This is a genomic window from Pseudomonas sp. R43(2017) (assembly GCF_002112345.1).
GTDB classification, from domain to species: domain Bacteria; phylum Pseudomonadota; class Gammaproteobacteria; order Pseudomonadales; family Pseudomonadaceae; genus Aquipseudomonas; species Aquipseudomonas kribbensis.
In genome coordinates this window covers 61839-77293 of record NZ_NEHJ01000007.1, presented here as the reverse complement: position 1 = coordinate 77293, position 15455 = coordinate 61839, and the positions used below count along the sequence as shown (strand labels likewise).

General features: G+C 56.9%; 12 protein-coding genes and 1 other RNA gene. 11 read left to right on the top strand and 2 right to left on the bottom strand.

Annotated features, from left to right (window positions below; genetic code table 11):
- The first annotated feature begins 192 nt into the window (after positions 1 to 192).
- From CAG02_RS20030 to CAG02_RS19995, 8 genes are all read left to right on the top strand, one after another.
- Entirely contained in the window at positions 193 to 1887 is a 1695-nt protein-coding gene (locus CAG02_RS20030) for a lactate permease LctP family transporter (RefSeq protein ID WP_085711863.1), read from the top strand.
- A 161-nt stretch (positions 1888 to 2048) separates the two neighbouring features.
- On the top strand, positions 2049 to 2873 hold the full coding sequence (locus CAG02_RS20025) for a (Fe-S)-binding protein (RefSeq protein ID WP_085711864.1): 825 nt from the start codon (positions 2049 to 2051) through the stop codon (positions 2871 to 2873).
- The gene (locus CAG02_RS20020) at positions 2870 to 4324 is read left to right on the top strand and encodes a LutB/LldF family L-lactate oxidation iron-sulfur protein (protein ID WP_085711865.1); all 1455 of its coding nucleotides are present in this window, start codon (positions 2870 to 2872) and stop codon (positions 4322 to 4324) included. The genes CAG02_RS20025 and CAG02_RS20020 overlap by 4 nt, the downstream gene beginning before the upstream one ends.
- Entirely contained in the window at positions 4324 to 4995 is a 672-nt protein-coding gene (locus CAG02_RS20015; protein WP_085711866.1) for a lactate utilization protein C, read from the top strand. The genes CAG02_RS20020 and CAG02_RS20015 overlap by 1 nt, the downstream gene beginning before the upstream one ends.
- Entirely contained in the window at positions 4992 to 7814 is a 2823-nt protein-coding gene (locus CAG02_RS20010; RefSeq protein WP_085711867.1) for an FAD-binding and (Fe-S)-binding domain-containing protein, read from the top strand. The genes CAG02_RS20015 and CAG02_RS20010 overlap by 4 nt, the downstream gene beginning before the upstream one ends.
- Before the next feature lie 130 nt (positions 7815 to 7944).
- Complete coding sequence (locus CAG02_RS20005; protein ID WP_085711868.1) at positions 7945 to 8223, top strand: hypothetical protein; 279 nt, start codon at positions 7945 to 7947, stop codon at positions 8221 to 8223.
- A 95-nt stretch (positions 8224 to 8318) separates the two neighbouring features.
- Positions 8319 to 8708: a transfer-messenger RNA gene (ssrA, locus tag CAG02_RS20000) on the top strand.
- A gap of 67 nt (positions 8709 to 8775) precedes the next feature.
- Positions 8776 to 9258, top strand: a complete 483-nt coding sequence (locus tag CAG02_RS19995; protein ID WP_085711869.1) for a cysteine hydrolase family protein — start codon at positions 8776 to 8778, stop codon at positions 9256 to 9258.
- Between the two features lie 411 nt (positions 9259 to 9669).
- Here CAG02_RS19995 and CAG02_RS19990 read toward each other — a convergent pair whose 3' ends face one another.
- Positions 9670 to 10800: a beta family protein gene (locus CAG02_RS19990; protein WP_085711870.1), complete on the bottom strand. Its 1131-nt coding sequence runs from the start codon at positions 10798 to 10800 to the stop codon at positions 9670 to 9672.
- A gap of 11 nt (positions 10801 to 10811) precedes the next feature.
- A complete protein-coding gene (locus tag CAG02_RS19985) occupies positions 10812 to 12023 on the bottom strand; it encodes an ImmA/IrrE family metallo-endopeptidase (protein WP_085711871.1) in 1212 nt (403 codons plus the stop codon).
- A 706-nt stretch (positions 12024 to 12729) separates the two neighbouring features.
- Between CAG02_RS19985 and CAG02_RS19975 the strand changes: the two genes are divergently transcribed.
- The 3 genes from CAG02_RS19975 (at position 12730) to CAG02_RS19965 (ending at position 15401) form a co-directional block, all read left to right on the top strand.
- On the top strand, positions 12730 to 13071 hold the full coding sequence (locus CAG02_RS19975) for a DUF6124 family protein (RefSeq protein WP_085741429.1): 342 nt from the start codon (positions 12730 to 12732) through the stop codon (positions 13069 to 13071).
- Between the two features lie 236 nt (positions 13072 to 13307).
- Entirely contained in the window at positions 13308 to 13895 is a 588-nt protein-coding gene (rimJ, locus tag CAG02_RS19970; protein ID WP_085713231.1) for a ribosomal protein S5-alanine N-acetyltransferase, read from the top strand.
- Positions 13896 to 13964: 69 nt separating this feature from the next.
- On the top strand, positions 13965 to 15401 hold the full coding sequence (locus tag CAG02_RS19965) for a glycosyltransferase family 39 protein (protein ID WP_085713230.1): 1437 nt from the start codon (positions 13965 to 13967) through the stop codon (positions 15399 to 15401).
- Positions 15402 to 15455: the final 54 nt, after the last annotated feature.

Sequence of the window (15455 nt, the reverse complement as noted above, 5' to 3'; positions counted from 1 at the left end):
CCTGCCAGATGAAACGCCCCGGACCGGATCAGATCGAGTCTGCACCGGTGATTCGACGAAAGTTTCAGGGCGGCAAATTGACACACCGACATCAAGGCTTTTACCCTAGCCAACAGCGATTGTAAATTGGTCTTACCAATTAACCAAGAACGCTGACAGTGCATGACCAACAACAATTAGGGGCCACCCCATATGCAAACCTGGCAACAGCTCTACAGCCCGCTCGGCAGTCTCGGCGTGTCCGCACTCGCGGCCGTCATCCCCATCGTTTTCTTCTTCCTCGCCCTGGCGGTGTTCCGCCTCAAAGGTCATGTGGCCGGCAGCATCACGCTCGCCCTGGCCATCGCCGTGGCGATCTTTGCGTTCCAGATGCCGGTGGACATGGCGTTCGCCGCCGCCGGTTATGGTTTCGCCTATGGTCTGTGGCCGATTGCCTGGATCATTGTCGCGGCAGTGTTCCTGTACAAACTGACGGTCAAGAGCGGTCAGTTCGAAGTCATCCGCAGTTCGGTGCTGTCGATCACCGATGACCAGCGTCTGCAGGTGCTGCTGATCGGCTTCTGCTTCGGCGCTTTCCTCGAAGGTGCAGCCGGTTTCGGCGCACCAGTGGCGATTACCGCCGCGCTGCTGGTAGGACTGGGCTTCAACCCGCTGTACGCCGCCGGCCTGTGCCTGATTGCCAACACCGCGCCGGTCGCGTTCGGTGCCTTGGGGATTCCGATCATCGTCGCCGGGCAGGTCACCGGTATCGACGCGTTCAAGATCGGCGCCATGACCGGCCGCCAACTGCCGCTGCTGTCGCTGTTCGTGCCGTTCTGGCTGGTGTTCATGATGGATGGCCTGCGCGGCGTGCGTGAAACCTGGCCAGCCGCGCTGGTTGCCGGCCTGAGCTTTGCCGTGACCCAATACTTCACGTCGAACTTCATTGGCCCGGAGCTGCCGGACATCACCTCGGCCCTGGCCAGCCTGATCGCGCTGACCCTGTTCCTGAAAGTCTGGCAGCCAAAACGCACCGCAGGTGCACAGATTGCCGGTGCAACCTCGAACGTCGCGGTCACCGCCAGCGTCGGCGGTTTCGGCCAGAAACGCACCACCATCGCTTCGCCCTACAGCCTCGGGGAAATCTTCAAGGCCTGGTCACCGTTCCTGATCCTCACCGTACTGGTCACCATCTGGACCCTCAAACCGTTCAAGGCGATGTTTGCCGCTGGTGGTTCGATGTACGCCTGGGTGTTCAACTTCGCGATCCCGCACCTGGATCAACTGGTGATCAAGACTGCGCCGATCGTCGCCACACCGACAGCCATCCCGGCGGTGTTCAAACTCGACCCGATTTCCGCCACCGGCACGGCGATTTTCTTCTCAGCGTTGATCTCGATGGTCATCCTGAAGATCAATTTCAAAACTGGTCTGACCACTTTGAAAGAGACCTTCTACGAACTGCGCTGGCCAATTCTGTCGATCGGCATGGTGCTGGCGTTCGCCTTCGTGACCAACTATTCCGGCATGTCTTCGACCATGGCTTTGGTGCTGGCAGCGACCGGCGCGGCGTTCCCGTTCTTCTCGCCGTTCCTCGGTTGGCTGGGGGTGTTCCTCACCGGTTCCGATACCTCGTCCAACGCGCTGTTCAGTTCGCTGCAAGCGACCACCGCGCACCAGATCGGAGTCAACGACACCTTGCTGGTGGCGGCCAATACCAGCGGCGGCGTGACCGGCAAAATGATTTCGCCGCAGTCGATTGCCGTGGCCTGCGCCGCGACCGGGCTGGTGGGCAAGGAATCCGATCTGTTCCGCTTCACCCTCAAGCACAGCCTATTCTTTGCAACGATTGTCGGCCTGATCACTTTGGCTCAGGCCTACTGGTTCACCGGCATGCTGGTGCACTGATAACGACAAGAAGACTACAAGAAGCATGGAAATAACCGACGCCGGTTCGTGATTCCGGCGTCAGCAATTCACGACCCGGTCTGTAAGGCTGCTGAAAGCAATGCGCTCTATATTCGGCAGCCTCACAGACGGATAACCGGGCCCACCCGGAGACACGCCTGATGAGCGAGCTTTTTTACAACGCAGTGCCCAACGCCACTCGCGTCGCACCGCCACTGCCAGAGCCCCGGCAGTACCCGAGCGAGAAACCGTCGCGGGTCTACCTGTTCGGCACTTGCGTGGTCGACCTGTTTTATCCCGAAGCCGGGATGGACGCGATCCACTTGCTGGAGCGCGAAGGGATTCGGGTCGAGTACCCGCAAGGGCAGAGCTGCTGCGGACAACCGGCCTACACCTCGGGTTACACCGAGCAGGCGCGGACAGTGGCGCGCTCGCAACTGGCGCTGTTTGCCGGGGATTATCCGGTGGTGGTGCCGTCGGGTTCCTGCGCGGGAATGCTGCGCGAGCATTACGCCGACTTGTTCAAGGACGAGCCGGAAACGTTGAAACAGGTTCAGGCCCTTGCGGCCCGCACCTATGAACTGGCCGAGTTCCTGCTGTTCGTCTGCAAGGTGCAGCTCAAGGACAGCGGCGAGCCGGTCAAAGTGGCGCTGCACACTTCGTGTTCGGCGCGACGGGAAATGAACACCCACCTGCACGGCCGCGAGTTGTTGGCGCAGTTGAGCAACGTGGAACGGGTCAACCATGACCATGAAAGCGAATGCTGTGGCTTCGGTGGGACATTCAGCGTCCGTATGCCAGACATTTCCGGCGCGATGGTGGCCGACAAGACCCGGGCGTTGAAGGAATCCGGCGCGCATCAGGTACTCAGTGCCGACTGCGGCTGCTTGATGAACATCAACGGCTCGCTGGAAAAACAGCAGGAAGCGCTGCGCGGGCAACACCTGGCGAGTTTCCTCTGGCAACGAACCGGAGGTGCGCGATGAGCACTTCCACGATTATTCCTACGGTTGCCGTAGAAGAAGATTTCCGCACCCGGGCGCACAACGCCCTGGGCGATTCGCAGTTGCGGAACAACTTCCGCACCGCGATGGATTCACTGATGACCAAGCGGGCAGCGGCTTTCAGCGATGCCCACGAAAGAGAACACCTGCGTGAACTGGGCAATGCGATCCGTGCCCGCGCGCTCTCCAAGTTGCCCGACCTGCTCGAGCAACTGGAACAGAACCTGACCCGCAACGGTGTGACAGTGCACTGGGCGGAAACGGTGGACGAGGCCAATGGCATCGTCCTTTCGATCATCCGCGCTCACGAGGCGCGGCAAGTGATCAAGGGCAAATCGATGGTCAGCGAAGAGATGGAGATGAACCATTTCCTCGAGGCTCGGGACATTGAATGTCTGGAGTCCGACATGGGGGAGTACATCGTCCAGCTCGACCACGAGAAGCCTTCTCACATAATCATGCCGGCAATCCACAAGAATGCCGGTCAGGTCGCGTCCTTGTTCCACGACAAACTTGGCGTGGAATACACCAAGGACGTTGACCAACTCATTCAGATCGGTCGCAGGGTCCTGCGGCAGAAATTCTTCGAAGCGGACATCGGCGTCTCCGGCGTCAACTTCGCCGTGGCCGAAACCGGCACCCTGCTGCTGGTGGAAAACGAAGGCAACGGCCGCATGACCACCACCGTGCCGCCAGTGCACATCGCCGTCACCGGCATCGAAAAAGTCGTGGAAAACCTGCGCGACGTGGTGCCGCTGCTGTCGTTGCTGACCCGCTCGGCGCTGGGCATTCCGATCACCACCTACGTCAACATGATCTCCGGCCCGCGCAAGGAACATGAACTCGACGGCCCGCAGGAAGTGCATCTGGTGCTGCTCGACAACGGTCGCAGCCAGGCGTTTGCCGACAGCGAATTGCGCCAGACCCTGAACTGCATCCGCTGCGGCGCGTGCATGAATCATTGCCCGGTCTACACCCGTGTCGGCGGCCATACCTATGGCGAGGTTTACCCCGGCCCCATCGGCAAAATCATCACTCCGCACATGGTCGGCCTGGCGAAAGTCCCGGATCACCCGAGCGCGTCTTCGTTGTGCGGCGCCTGCGGTGAAGTGTGCCCGGTAAAAATTCCGATCCCCGCGCTGCTGCGTCGCCTGCGCGAAGAAAACGTCAAAGCTCCGGACTCACCGCATCAGGTAATGCGCGGCCAGGGCAGCAAGTATTCGCGCAAGGAACGCTTTATCTGGAACGCGTGGGCGAAGCTCAACAGCTCGCCGACTTTGTATCGATTGTTTGCGTTTTTCGCCACGCGCCTGCGCGCCCTGGCGCCGAACAACGTCGGCCCGTGGACGCAGAATCACAGCGCTCCAAAACCCGCCGCCCGCTCACTGCATGACATGGCTCGCGAGCATCTGGCCAAACAAGGAGACCGTTGATGAGCGCCAAGCAAAACATCCTCGGCAAGTTGCGTAAAAGTCTGACGGGTACCACACCGATTGCCGACAACTTTGACGTCGATCTGGTGACCCAGCCTTACACCTACAGCGCCGAACAACGCATCCCGCAACTGCGCAAACTGATGGAAGCGGTGCACACCGAAATCCATCTGACGTCCGCTGACACGTGGCCGGCGCTGCTCACGCAATTGCTGCGCGACCGTCAGTTGCCGAGCCTGTTGATCGCACCGACTACGTCCCACGGGCAGCGCATCACACAACACTGGGCGAACAATCCTGATCTGCCGGCGCTGAAATCCTACGACCGGCCGATGGAAGACTGGAAAGCCGAGCTGTTCAATGACACCCCGGCCAGCCTCACCGGCACCCTCGGCGCCATTGCCGCCACCGGCAGCCTGATTCTGTGGCCGACCCGTGAAGAACCACGACTGATGAGCCTCGTACCACCGGTGCATTTCGCCCTGCTCAAGGCCAGCCAGATCCGCGACAACTTCTATCAGGTGCAGCAGGAATTCGAGTGGGCCCAAGGCATGCCGACCAACGCGTTGCTGGTGTCCGGCCCGTCGAAAACCGCCGACATCGAACAAGTGCTGGCCTACGGCGCCCACGGCCCGAAAGACCTGGTGGTGTTGATCCTGGAGGACCAATGACCTTACCGGCGACTTTCCTGCGCGATGCGCAGCAACTGATTCCTGCCGAACGGCGCTTCGACGATCCGCTGTCGACCCTGGCCTTCGGCACCGACGCCAGTTTCTACCGGTTGATCCCGCAACTGGTGATCCGCGTCGAATCCGAAGATGAGGTGGTGGCGCTGCTGAAACTAGCCCAGCGCGATCAGGTCCCGGTGACCTTCCGCGCCGCCGGCACCAGTCTGTCCGGCCAGGCGATCAGCGATTCGGTGTTGATCGTGCTTGGGGATAACTGGAATGCCCGTGAGATCCGAGGGCAAGGCACGCAGATCCGCCTGCAACCGGGCGTGATCGGTGCCCAGGCTAACGCATGGCTCGCGCCATTCGGGCGCAAGATCGGTCCGGATCCGGCCTCGATCAACGCCTGCAAGATCGGCGGCATCGTTGCCAACAACGCCAGCGGCATGTGCTGTGGCACTGCACAAAACACCTATCACACGCTGGCCGGGATTCGTCTGGTGCTGGCCGATGGCACACGTCTCGACACCGAGGATGCTGCCAGTGTCGCAGCGTTTCGAACGAGCCACGGTGAATTGCTGGAACGCTTGGCGACACTGGGCCGCGAGACCCGCGCCAATGCCGAACTGGCCGCGCGAATCCGCCACAAATACCGTCTGAAAAATACCACCGGCCTGTCGCTTAACGCCCTGGTGGATTTCGATGAGCCTGTGGATATCTTGAGTCACTTGCTGGTCGGTTCCGAAGGCACCCTCGGCTTCATCAGCGCGGTGACTTACGACACGGTGATCGACCATCCGAACAAGGCCTCGGCGCTGATCGTGTTCCCCGACGTGGAAACCTGCTGCAACGCCGTCACCGTGCTGAAAAGCCAACCGGTGTCCGCCGTGGAACTGCTCGACCGCCGCAGTCTGCGTTCGGTGCAGGACAAACCCGGCATGCCGGATTTCGTACAGCACCTGTCGAACAATGCCTGCGCGTTGTTGATCGAATCCCGCGCTGCCTCTTCCACTTTGCTGCAAGAGCAACTGGCGCAGATCATGGCGTCGCTCAACGGCTTCCCGGTGGAAAAACAGGTCGACTTCACCGAAGACCCGGTCGAGAACGCCCGCCTCTGGGCGATCCGCAAGGACACCTTCCCCGCCGTCGGCGCCGTGCGCAAGACCGGCACCACGGTGATCATCGAAGACGTGACCTTCCCGGTGGAACAACTGGCGATAGGTGTGAACCGCTTGATCGAGCTGTTCGACAAACATCACTACGACGAAGCGATCCTTTTCGGGCACGCGCTGGAAGGTAATCTGCACTTCGTCTTCACCCAAGGCTTCAACAGCCCGGAAGAAGTCGCACGCTATCAGGCGTTCATGGACGACGTGGCGCAACTGGTGGCCGTGGAGTTCGGCGGTTCGCTGAAAGCGGAACACGGCACCGGGCGCAACATGGCGCCTTTCGTCGAACTGGAATGGGGCAGCGATGCCTATCAACTGATGTGGCAGCTCAAGCGCCTGCTCGATCCCCAAGGCATTCTCAACCCGGACGTGGTGCTCAGCGAAGATCCGCAGATCCACCTCAAGCACCTGAAACCGCTGCCGGCGGCCGATGAGATTGTGGACAAGTGCATCGAGTGCGGTTTCTGCGAGCCGGTTTGTCCATCAAAGGGCCTGACCCTGAGCCCACGTCAGCGCATCGTGATATGGCGCGACATTCAGGCCCGAAAACGCGCCGGGATCGACACCACCGAACTGGAAAAAGCCTACGAGTACCAAGGCATCGAAACCTGCGCCGCGACCGGTTTGTGCGCGCAACGTTGCCCTGTAGGCATCAACACCGGTGAGCTGGTGAAAAAGCTGCGTGCCCGCAACGCCACGCATGCGAAAACCGCCAACTGGATCGAAGGAAATTTTGCCACGACCCTGCAAGGGGCGCGCTTCACCCTGCACGTGGCCAACGGTGCGCGAATGTTACTGGGAGCGCCGCGTCTAGCGAAGTTGTCGGCAACACTGACGCGCCTGTCCAAGGGCCAGGTGCCGCTGTGGACCAACGCGATGCCGCAGCCGGAAAAAGCCATTCGCCTCAGTACAACGGTGTCGGACGAACGTCCGCGTGTGGTGTATCTGGCGGCTTGCGTGTCGCGGGTGATGGGACCGGCGGCGGGTGACAAGGAACAAATGTCGCTGTACGACAAAACCCGTGCCCTGCTGGAAAAGGCCGGTTATCAGGTGGTGTTCCCGGACAATCTGGACAACCTCTGCTGCGGACAGCCGTTCGCCTCCAAAGGCTACGCCGAACAGGCCGAGCACAAACGCCAGGAACTGATCGGCGCCTTGCTGCACGCCAGCCGTGGCGGGCTCGATCCGATCTATTGCGACACCAGCCCCTGCACCTTGCGACTGGTGCAGGATGTGGGAAATGTTCGCCTTGATCTGTATGACCCTGTGCGGTTTATCCGTACGCATCTGATGGATCGTCTGGATTTCACTCCGCAGGAAGCACCGATTGCCGTTCATGTGACGTGCAGCACGCAACACCTGGGGGAAAGCCAGGCGTTGATCGATCTGGCGCGCAAGTGCAGCAAGAACGTGGTCATCCCGGAAGGCATTCATTGCTGCGGATTTGCCGGCGACAAGGGCTTCACCATACCGGAGCTGAACAGCCATTCCCTGCGCACCCTCAAGGATGCGGTGCAGCATTGCAGCGAAGGGATCTCCACCAGCCGCACCTGTGAGATTGGTCTGACACAACATGGCGGAATCGACTACCACGGGCTGGTCTATCTGGTGGATCGAGTAACCCGGGCCAAACCCGGTGAAACCGCCATCTGAAGAAAAATAGAACCCCTGCGAACGAGAGCAGTCCACAGAACAGGCCCCGAACAATCGGGGCTTTTCCTCCACTCGGTTGCCCGTCCTGACGGCCAGCGAAGTCGGGATCCCTCAGTTCAAGGAGATTCATATGAAACGTTCTGTACTGTTAGGTCTGTTCGTTACTGCCTCGATGATGGCTTCCACGTCCTTTGCTGCAGACAAGCCTGCCGACCTGTGCGATGCCAACATCCAGACCATCAACAATGCCAAGGGGCAGCTGTCATCGTCGCCCGAACTGAGCCAGCGTGCTGAAACCAGCGTGCAAAAGGCTCAGGCGCTCAAGGCCCAGGGCAAGATCGATGACTGCGTTGCGGAAACCTCGCAAACCATTCTGGAACTGCGCAAATCCACCGGCACCAACAATTGATCCAGGCCCGGCCAACCTTCGGGTTGGCCTAGCGGGCCGTTTGGCGTACACTGCGCGTGCTTGTTGCTCGAACAGATGTACCGGGCAATGAGTTCGGGGCCGTTTAGGATTCGACGCCGGTTGCGAAACTCTAGGTGCATGCCGACTTGGTAACAGAAGTCGTAAATCCACTGTTGCAACTTCTTATAGTTGCCAATGACGACCAATACGGTGCTGCTCTCGCTGCTTAATTGCAGCTGACATGCACTCCTGGTGCCTTCGGGCCCAGCAATCATCAGGGGATGTCTGTAAACCCGAAATGATTGTCATATAGAACAGAATCGCCGTGCAGTACGTTGTGGACGAAGCGGCTAAAACTTACACAACTCGCCCAAAGCACCCTGCCCGTCGGGTCGCTGAGGGTTAACTTAATAGACACGGCTACGCATGTAGTACCGACAGCGGAGTACTGGCGGACGGGGGTTCAAATCCCCCCGGCTCCACCAACTCTCAACGACAAGGCCCGCCAAGTGCGGGCCTTGTCGCATCTGGGGATTTATATCCGGAGAGCTCATGCGCCAGGCACTGCTGATCATCGACGTACATCCCTGCTTTTCCCCGCCGCAATGGCTGGTCGAAGGCATCCGGTCGCTCATCGGCACGCTGCCCAGTATCGCCACAGTCGAACGTCACGACGAAAGCCGCACACCTTTCCAGCGCCAGCTTGGCTGGCACCCGGCGGCGGACGATGACAGCCTGATCGCTGCGGATCGCATTTTCATCAAGTACGGGTATGCGCCGTCGCTGGACACGATCGAGTATCTGAAAAGCCTGAATCTGGATCGCGTGTTGGTTTGTGGTCTGCAGACCGAGACTTGCTGCCTCGCTGCCGGGTTTGCGCTGTTCGATGCCGGGTTGCAGCCGACGTTGCTGACGGATCTGACGGTGGGTTCGTCGCTGGATCGTTCGGGCGGGCTGGGTGTGCGGCTGTGGGAACATCACTTCAGGCACACGCTGACGTCGAGTGAACTTCGCTCCTGCCTGCAGGCGTCCTAGGAAATTTTCCGCAGCACGCGTCGATTTTCATGAACTGATTAAAGATGCTTCCGGACTACGGTTTACCAAAGGAATTCGCCGGGAGCTTGAAACCATGGAGCTTTTTCATGAGAAAGACACTCAAAACCCAATGAAAAAAGGGGGCAGATTAATTTCCTTCAAAATAAATCTGTCCCCTTTTCCAGAGCCGTATAGTTAGCACTGATCCAGTGTAGGATATCCATGCTCTGCCCGCTCTTGACGGTCGAATCCTCTCAATCACAGCTTGCCGGCCTGTGCATGATGAAAGCGATAAACGCCTCTGAAAAGCCGCATAATGGCTTCGAAAAACTGTTTACCGATATTTTGCTTGATTCTAATCTGTAATGACCATGGCGCTACGATCTAGTAAATGTAGCGCCATTATCAGCTTCACACACGCTCCGCAACTGCCGCAAGCTGGGTCGTGAACTCATGGATCTCTCCAACCACTGTCTTCAGATGGTGATTAGTGTCGTAAGAGATCCAGTTCGTGGGGCTACCAATCAGTTTACCCAGACTGCACTGCATAATCTTTGCGTCACCCCAGCTAAAGCCAACCCCTCTATAGTGAATTGACTCAACAATTTTTTTGGAAAGCTTTTGACTTTGTGCAAAGCCATCCTCGCCTTTAACCGAGTGCCCCCGAACCACAAAAAACGCATTATTCACAGTATATCTGATCTTCACATTCATATTTGTGGCTATAGCATCCGAGGAGCGTGGATTCCTTACACCATAGTCACCAAAGTAAAGCGATGCAGTTGGATTCGCTGACAAGAAACCTTTCCAAACAATCATTTCCTTCCTTTGTACCAAATTGCTTGAGTCACGGTCTTTCACAGCCTTATCAATCGAGTCAGGTATTGAACTAGCGGCCATAATAATGTACTCAAACCCTAGACCCTTCATATGCCCATATGCGGTTTCTACGATTTCCATAACATCTTGCATTGGTAGCTTTGTTACATCCCCAATATCGATGAGCACCGGTGTACTTCTTTCATTAAGCCCGGCACTCAAAACCATATCTTCTATGATTTCATCTAAGTGATCTACATCACCTAAATCTTCAATTGCCAAGCTATCCAACCTTATGCAATAGAAGGCTTTTTCAGGAAGCACCATAGACTTTATCGTCTCTCGGTACTCTACGGCTTCCCATCTGTCATACCCGATTACTGGACAGACCAATACCCCCAGCTCACTCAAACTATTGCAAATATAGCTTAGTATCTGCTCACCACCTTCGGTACTGAATCCGATGGGCCATTGAGACACATCCAAAATGACATGCTTTCCTATGAAAATTTCAGCTATTTGGTGTGCTCGCGCATCTAAGTAATCTTCAAAAGGGGTATTACTTTTTTTTCTAGCAGCCTCCAGAGACTTTCCTTCGAGCTTTGTTATCTCGAATATAGGCGTACACCGCTCCAAGGAAGCCTTATCAAGCTTGCTTAAATTTTTCAAAGCTTCGATTTCGCCGGCCTTAGCCCTAACGACTGGAAAGTACTGACTATTCATAGCCTTACACCTTATAGGTTTTCAAGTTGAGCCCTAACCATTCCCTGGCCGACTAGATCTGTAAACTGGTTATAATTACCCGCTTCTTTTCTAAGGCGCCCAGCAATTATCGCCGGATGAATTTTTAATTCTTTTGCAAGCTCAACAATTGTCTCCCTACTAGGTTTCAAATATGCATCAGTGCGTTTCCAAATAGACCGAGGAATGAATGCATCCCGTGCGATTCTGTTAGCCTCAGACTCTCTTTTATCTGTGGTGGCGTGTTCCAAATCATCAAGAATAGCTTCGCTGGAGTCATCAATATGCTTCCAAACGTGAACCAATTCATGCACTAAGGTAAACCAGAAGTTGTCAACTCTGTCATACCTAAGCGTAAGTGCAATAATAGGTGTTCCATCTATTTCTTTAAGCGCTGCACCATCAAGCATAGTACCTTTCAGCTGTGGCTCAATAATCACAGCTATGCCGTAACTTTTGAGCAATTCCACCGCCATTCTCGGACCCTCCTCGAAACGGCTGAGCTGGGCTACCTCTTTAATTAGCGCATCGCCTATCTTTGCCTTATCATACTCAGGCAATTGGCTTTTAAGCTCCCGAGTCCTCTGAATGACTCGGGCTAGCCATGCATACAAAGCATATGTCGTTGTCGGAGTTGGTGAGTCGCCAGAAAGGGTACGGCGAAAAGAGGCTCCACTCTCCTGCAATCCCATTTCAGAAATAAAGCCCTGCACTATCTCTTCAACAGTCTTTTTTGCCTTGCTTGTTATGCTATTAATCCAGCCTCTAGCCACCATTTCCTTAACTGGAAATTTGGACCAGTCCACATTAGCTTTATTAAAACTATTCCCTACCTCGTCAAGCCCCACCAATGTGTCCGCTGAGATTCCAAGCCCAACCGCTAAAGCTCTAATCATAGGTACTGTAAGAGGACGCTTTCTCGCCAGCACCTCAGATACTCTACTTCGTGTTCCAAAGTAAGGAACCAAGTCTGCCTGCTTCAGGCCTTTTTCGGTCATACGAAAAAGGATAGCATCAATTGGATCAGGAGCCTCTACTGGATATTTTTGCTTCTCATAGTCCTCTATGAGCATCGAAAGAAGTTCGAGCCTATCACTCTCCTCCGAACCAAGCCTCGGAGAAGAAATTATCAGCGAATGCACCTCATTAAAGTATTCGAGGTATTGTTCCTCTGTTTTGATAATTTTAGGGCTCAAGATATTCATAGTTTTTTCACTATTGCAGTGATTATTGCAATTCCCTGGGCAAAAGCGACCTTCAACTCTAAGAATGTGTTGGACTCACAGACAGAGAAAAGAAAGGTATCTTCGGAGGTAGAAAGCGCATTAGGGTACTGTTCGAGTAGCTCAGCGGGGACCTTCCACTTTGCGTGACCGATCTCACTCACCCATACACAAATCCATTTGCGGATATGCTCGCTTTCCCCCTGGAGAGGAGGCAGTTTCTCTCTACCAAGCAATCTCATGATCGTCGCTTTGTTCCCAATTTGGGAACAAGCTACCTTAGCACCTTTGCCGCGTCAAGAGAGTGTTCCCAAATCGTGAACACCAGCCGCCCTGCACACGCGCCTTCCTATATGGATGACGGGGGGTCATTCGCACTGAATTTCTATATTTTCCCAGAGGATACTGGCGATAATGCAGCCTCTTTTCGCTGACGCGTCAGGGCGGCAAAATCTGCAAGAAATAGGCGGCAGCTACTCAACCATTACAGACACAAGCCATTGATTTTTAATGCTTTTATTTTACAATTGTTTCGGGCTCACCTCCCCCCCCCGGCTCCACCAACTCTCAACGACAAGGCCCGCCAAGTGCGGGCCTTGTCGCATCTGGGGATTTTTTATCCGGAGAGCGAACTTCGCTCCTCCCTACCAGCATCCTAGGAAATTTCCCTCAACCCGCGTCGACTTCCATGAACTATCCCCCGGTTGCCGAGTCCAGGACGATCTCGACTTCCGAACGTCCCATTACCGTTGCCCGCAGGCGCAATTCCCGGCTTCTTCCGGTCGATCAGATCTTCAGCGTGCGTCCCGACGTCGACCTGGTCACTCTGTTGACCCACGCCAGCCAGAATCTCGCGGCGCTCAATATGATGGCGCATGATCTGGTTCATCGACCGGATGAAGTGCAACGTGCGCGGATCGTTGCGATGCATCAGTTGGCCGGGTTGGCGGAGATGCTGGTCAGCAGCGCCCTGAGCAAACTTGACCCACTGCAGCAGGCGGCCGATTCGAAGCCGGTTATCTGCCACTGATCCTCTTGAAAGAGCCGAAATCAGGGGACCTGGCGTCTTGAACGAAGGTGCAGCGAGATGAATTTTTCTTCACTGCCCCGCTTCCGCCAAAGCTGTAAAGTCCGCTCGCTCATTCAAGAAACTACGGTTCGCCCGCTCTCCTGCGGGCTTTTTTTTGCCCGGGTTTTGGCCACGCGTTTGTATTTTCCCGCCCACCGCGCAATTCTGGCGATCAACCCCGCCCCCCGGAGCCCCCAATGCCGCTGTTGACCCTCCCCTGCCAACGCCTGACGCTCGCGGTGCTCTCCCCGGACCAAGCGCCCCTGGAAAGCGATTTCTACCAACGCAACCTGCGCCATCTCGCCCCGTGGTCACCGATTCGCACCACCGATTACTTCTCCACCGAACAGATCCGCCGACGTCTCGAAGTCCAGGCCAGCGCTTTCGATGCCGGATTGGCGGTGCATATGGCGCTGCTGACTCCCGACGGCCAGCAAATGATCGGCGCGTGCAATTTCAGCGGGATCATTCGTGGTGCGTTCCAGGCGTGTTATCTGGGTTATCACATCGATGCGGCCCATCAGGGGCAGGGTTTGATGCAAGAAGCGCTGGAGTCCGCCATCGCCTATATGTTCGAGACCCAGAACCTGCACCGGATCATGGCCAACTACATTCCCGGCAATGAACGCAGTGCGCGGCTGCTTGAGCGCCTGGGGTTCGAGAAAGAAGGCTATGCCAAGGCCTACCTGAACATCGCCGGGCGCTGGCAAGACCATGTGCTGACGGCGCTGGTCAATCCGGCATTCGAAGCCCCGGATCAGCGCTGGTCCCGTCGCCTTGCGTGAGTTTCACAATTTGTTAAGCATTGACGAAGTATGCTCACGCCTCTCGCCCCTTCCGGTTAACTGAAACCTATGTCGTCGCGTGCCGTCACTTCCCTGTTCCTGCTTGCCGCCCTGCTGTTTTTCTTCGCGTTGGGTAACCATCAATTGCAAGGCTCCACCGAAGCCCGGGTCGCCGGCATCGCCATGGAGATGCATCTGGACGATGACTGGGTGACGCCTCGTCTGTTCGGTGAACCGTTTCTGGAAAAACCACCGCTGAGTCTGTGGCTGGATGCCGGCGCCATGCGCGTGTTCGGGGTTTCGCCGTGGGCGGTGCGGCTGGCGTCGGCGGTGGCCGGCCTGCTCAGCGTGATGATTCTGTACGGCATGCTGCGGCGCTTCGGACGGCCGAAAGCGATCGCGTGGACGGCGGGGATTCTGCTGGCGACCATGGCCAGTTACTGGAGCAACGTGCGCGGGGTTGGCGAGGATGCGTTGCTCGCGCTCGGCGTGACCACGGCGTTGCTGGCGTTTTTCCAGGCGCAACGCGCTTCGACGCCGGGTAATTCGTTGCTGTTTATCGTCGGGATTGCCATCGCCACGCTCAGCAAAGGCGTGCTCGGTCTGGCGATGCCGGGGGTGGTGATTTTCGCTTATCTGCTGGCCGACAACCTGATGGACAAGCGCTTCAAACTGACCGAGTGGCTGCGGCCCGGTTTGTTGACCGCGCTCGGGCTGATTCCGCTGCTGATCTGGCTCGCGGTGCTGTATCAGCACGGCGGCGCCCAGGCCGTCAGAGAAGTCTTGCTGACCAACAGCGTCGGGCGTTTCAGCGGTTCCTTCGTCGAAGCCGGGCACTATGAGCCGTTCTACTACTACATCGCCAAACTGCCTGAAGCGTTCCTGCCCTGGAACATTCTGGTGTATCTGGGGCTGTGGCACTTCCGTAAACAATTGAAGGCCAATCGTTACCTGCTGTTTTTCAGCCTGTGGATCGTTGCGCAGTTCATCATGCTGACCCTGGCCTCAAGCAAGCGCACGGTGTACCTGATGTCGATGACGCCGGCAGCGGCAGTGATTGCGGCGGAATATGCGGGCGTACTGTTCGAGAGGTTGAAGGACCGTAACAGCGGGTTTGTCGGATGGATCGCCCGTCATCGTCAGGCATTGGCGGCCGGTATCCTGACGGTGGTGATCGCCAGCTACCTCGGTGCCGCGCAATGGGCACTGCCGAAGGCGGACAAGGAATTGTCGTTCCTGCCACTGACCGAACATATCCAGAGCCTGCAAGCCAGCGGCCACCAGGTCGCGCTGTTTCAGGCCAACGAACGGGTCGGCGGCGCCAGCGTGTTCTATACCCAGAGCGTCCTCAAGGGCCTGGATACCGATGCGCAACTGAAGGATTACCTCAGTGCCTCGCCTTCGAACATCGCGGTGATGTCGGGGGACAGCGAGCCCGCCGCCCCGTTGAAAGTCCTCAAGACCATGATGGTCGGGCGCCAGGCGTATTACTTCGTAGGCTATTGATACAGCGATGCACAAACGAAAAACCCGCCGGTGATGGCGGGTTTTTCATTTCAA

Coding starts and splice junctions, on each gene's coding strand:
- CAG02_RS19965 (WP_085713230.1), top strand. CDS start 13,965: ATGTCGTCGCGTGCCGTCACTTCCCTGTTCCTGCTTGCCGCCCTGCTG.
- CAG02_RS20005 (WP_085711868.1), top strand. CDS start 7,945: ATGAAACGTTCTGTACTGTTAGGTCTGTTCGTTACTGCCTCGATGATG.
- CAG02_RS19990 (WP_085711870.1), bottom strand. CDS start 10,800: ATGAATAGTCAGTACTTTCCAGTCGTTAGGGCTAAGGCCGGCGAAATC.
- CAG02_RS19975 (WP_085741429.1), top strand. CDS start 12,730: ATGAACTATCCCCCGGTTGCCGAGTCCAGGACGATCTCGACTTCCGAA.
- CAG02_RS20015 (WP_085711866.1), top strand. CDS start 4,324: ATGAGCGCCAAGCAAAACATCCTCGGCAAGTTGCGTAAAAGTCTGACG.
- CAG02_RS20025 (WP_085711864.1), top strand. CDS start 2,049: ATGAGCGAGCTTTTTTACAACGCAGTGCCCAACGCCACTCGCGTCGCA.
- CAG02_RS20020 (WP_085711865.1), top strand. CDS start 2,870: ATGAGCACTTCCACGATTATTCCTACGGTTGCCGTAGAAGAAGATTTC.
- rimJ (WP_085713231.1), top strand. CDS start 13,308: ATGCCGCTGTTGACCCTCCCCTGCCAACGCCTGACGCTCGCGGTGCTC.
- CAG02_RS20010 (WP_085711867.1), top strand. CDS start 4,992: ATGACCTTACCGGCGACTTTCCTGCGCGATGCGCAGCAACTGATTCCT.
- CAG02_RS19995 (WP_085711869.1), top strand. CDS start 8,776: ATGCGCCAGGCACTGCTGATCATCGACGTACATCCCTGCTTTTCCCCG.
- CAG02_RS20030 (WP_085711863.1), top strand. CDS start 193: ATGCAAACCTGGCAACAGCTCTACAGCCCGCTCGGCAGTCTCGGCGTG.
- CAG02_RS19985 (WP_085711871.1), bottom strand. CDS start 12,023: ATGAATATCTTGAGCCCTAAAATTATCAAAACAGAGGAACAATACCTC.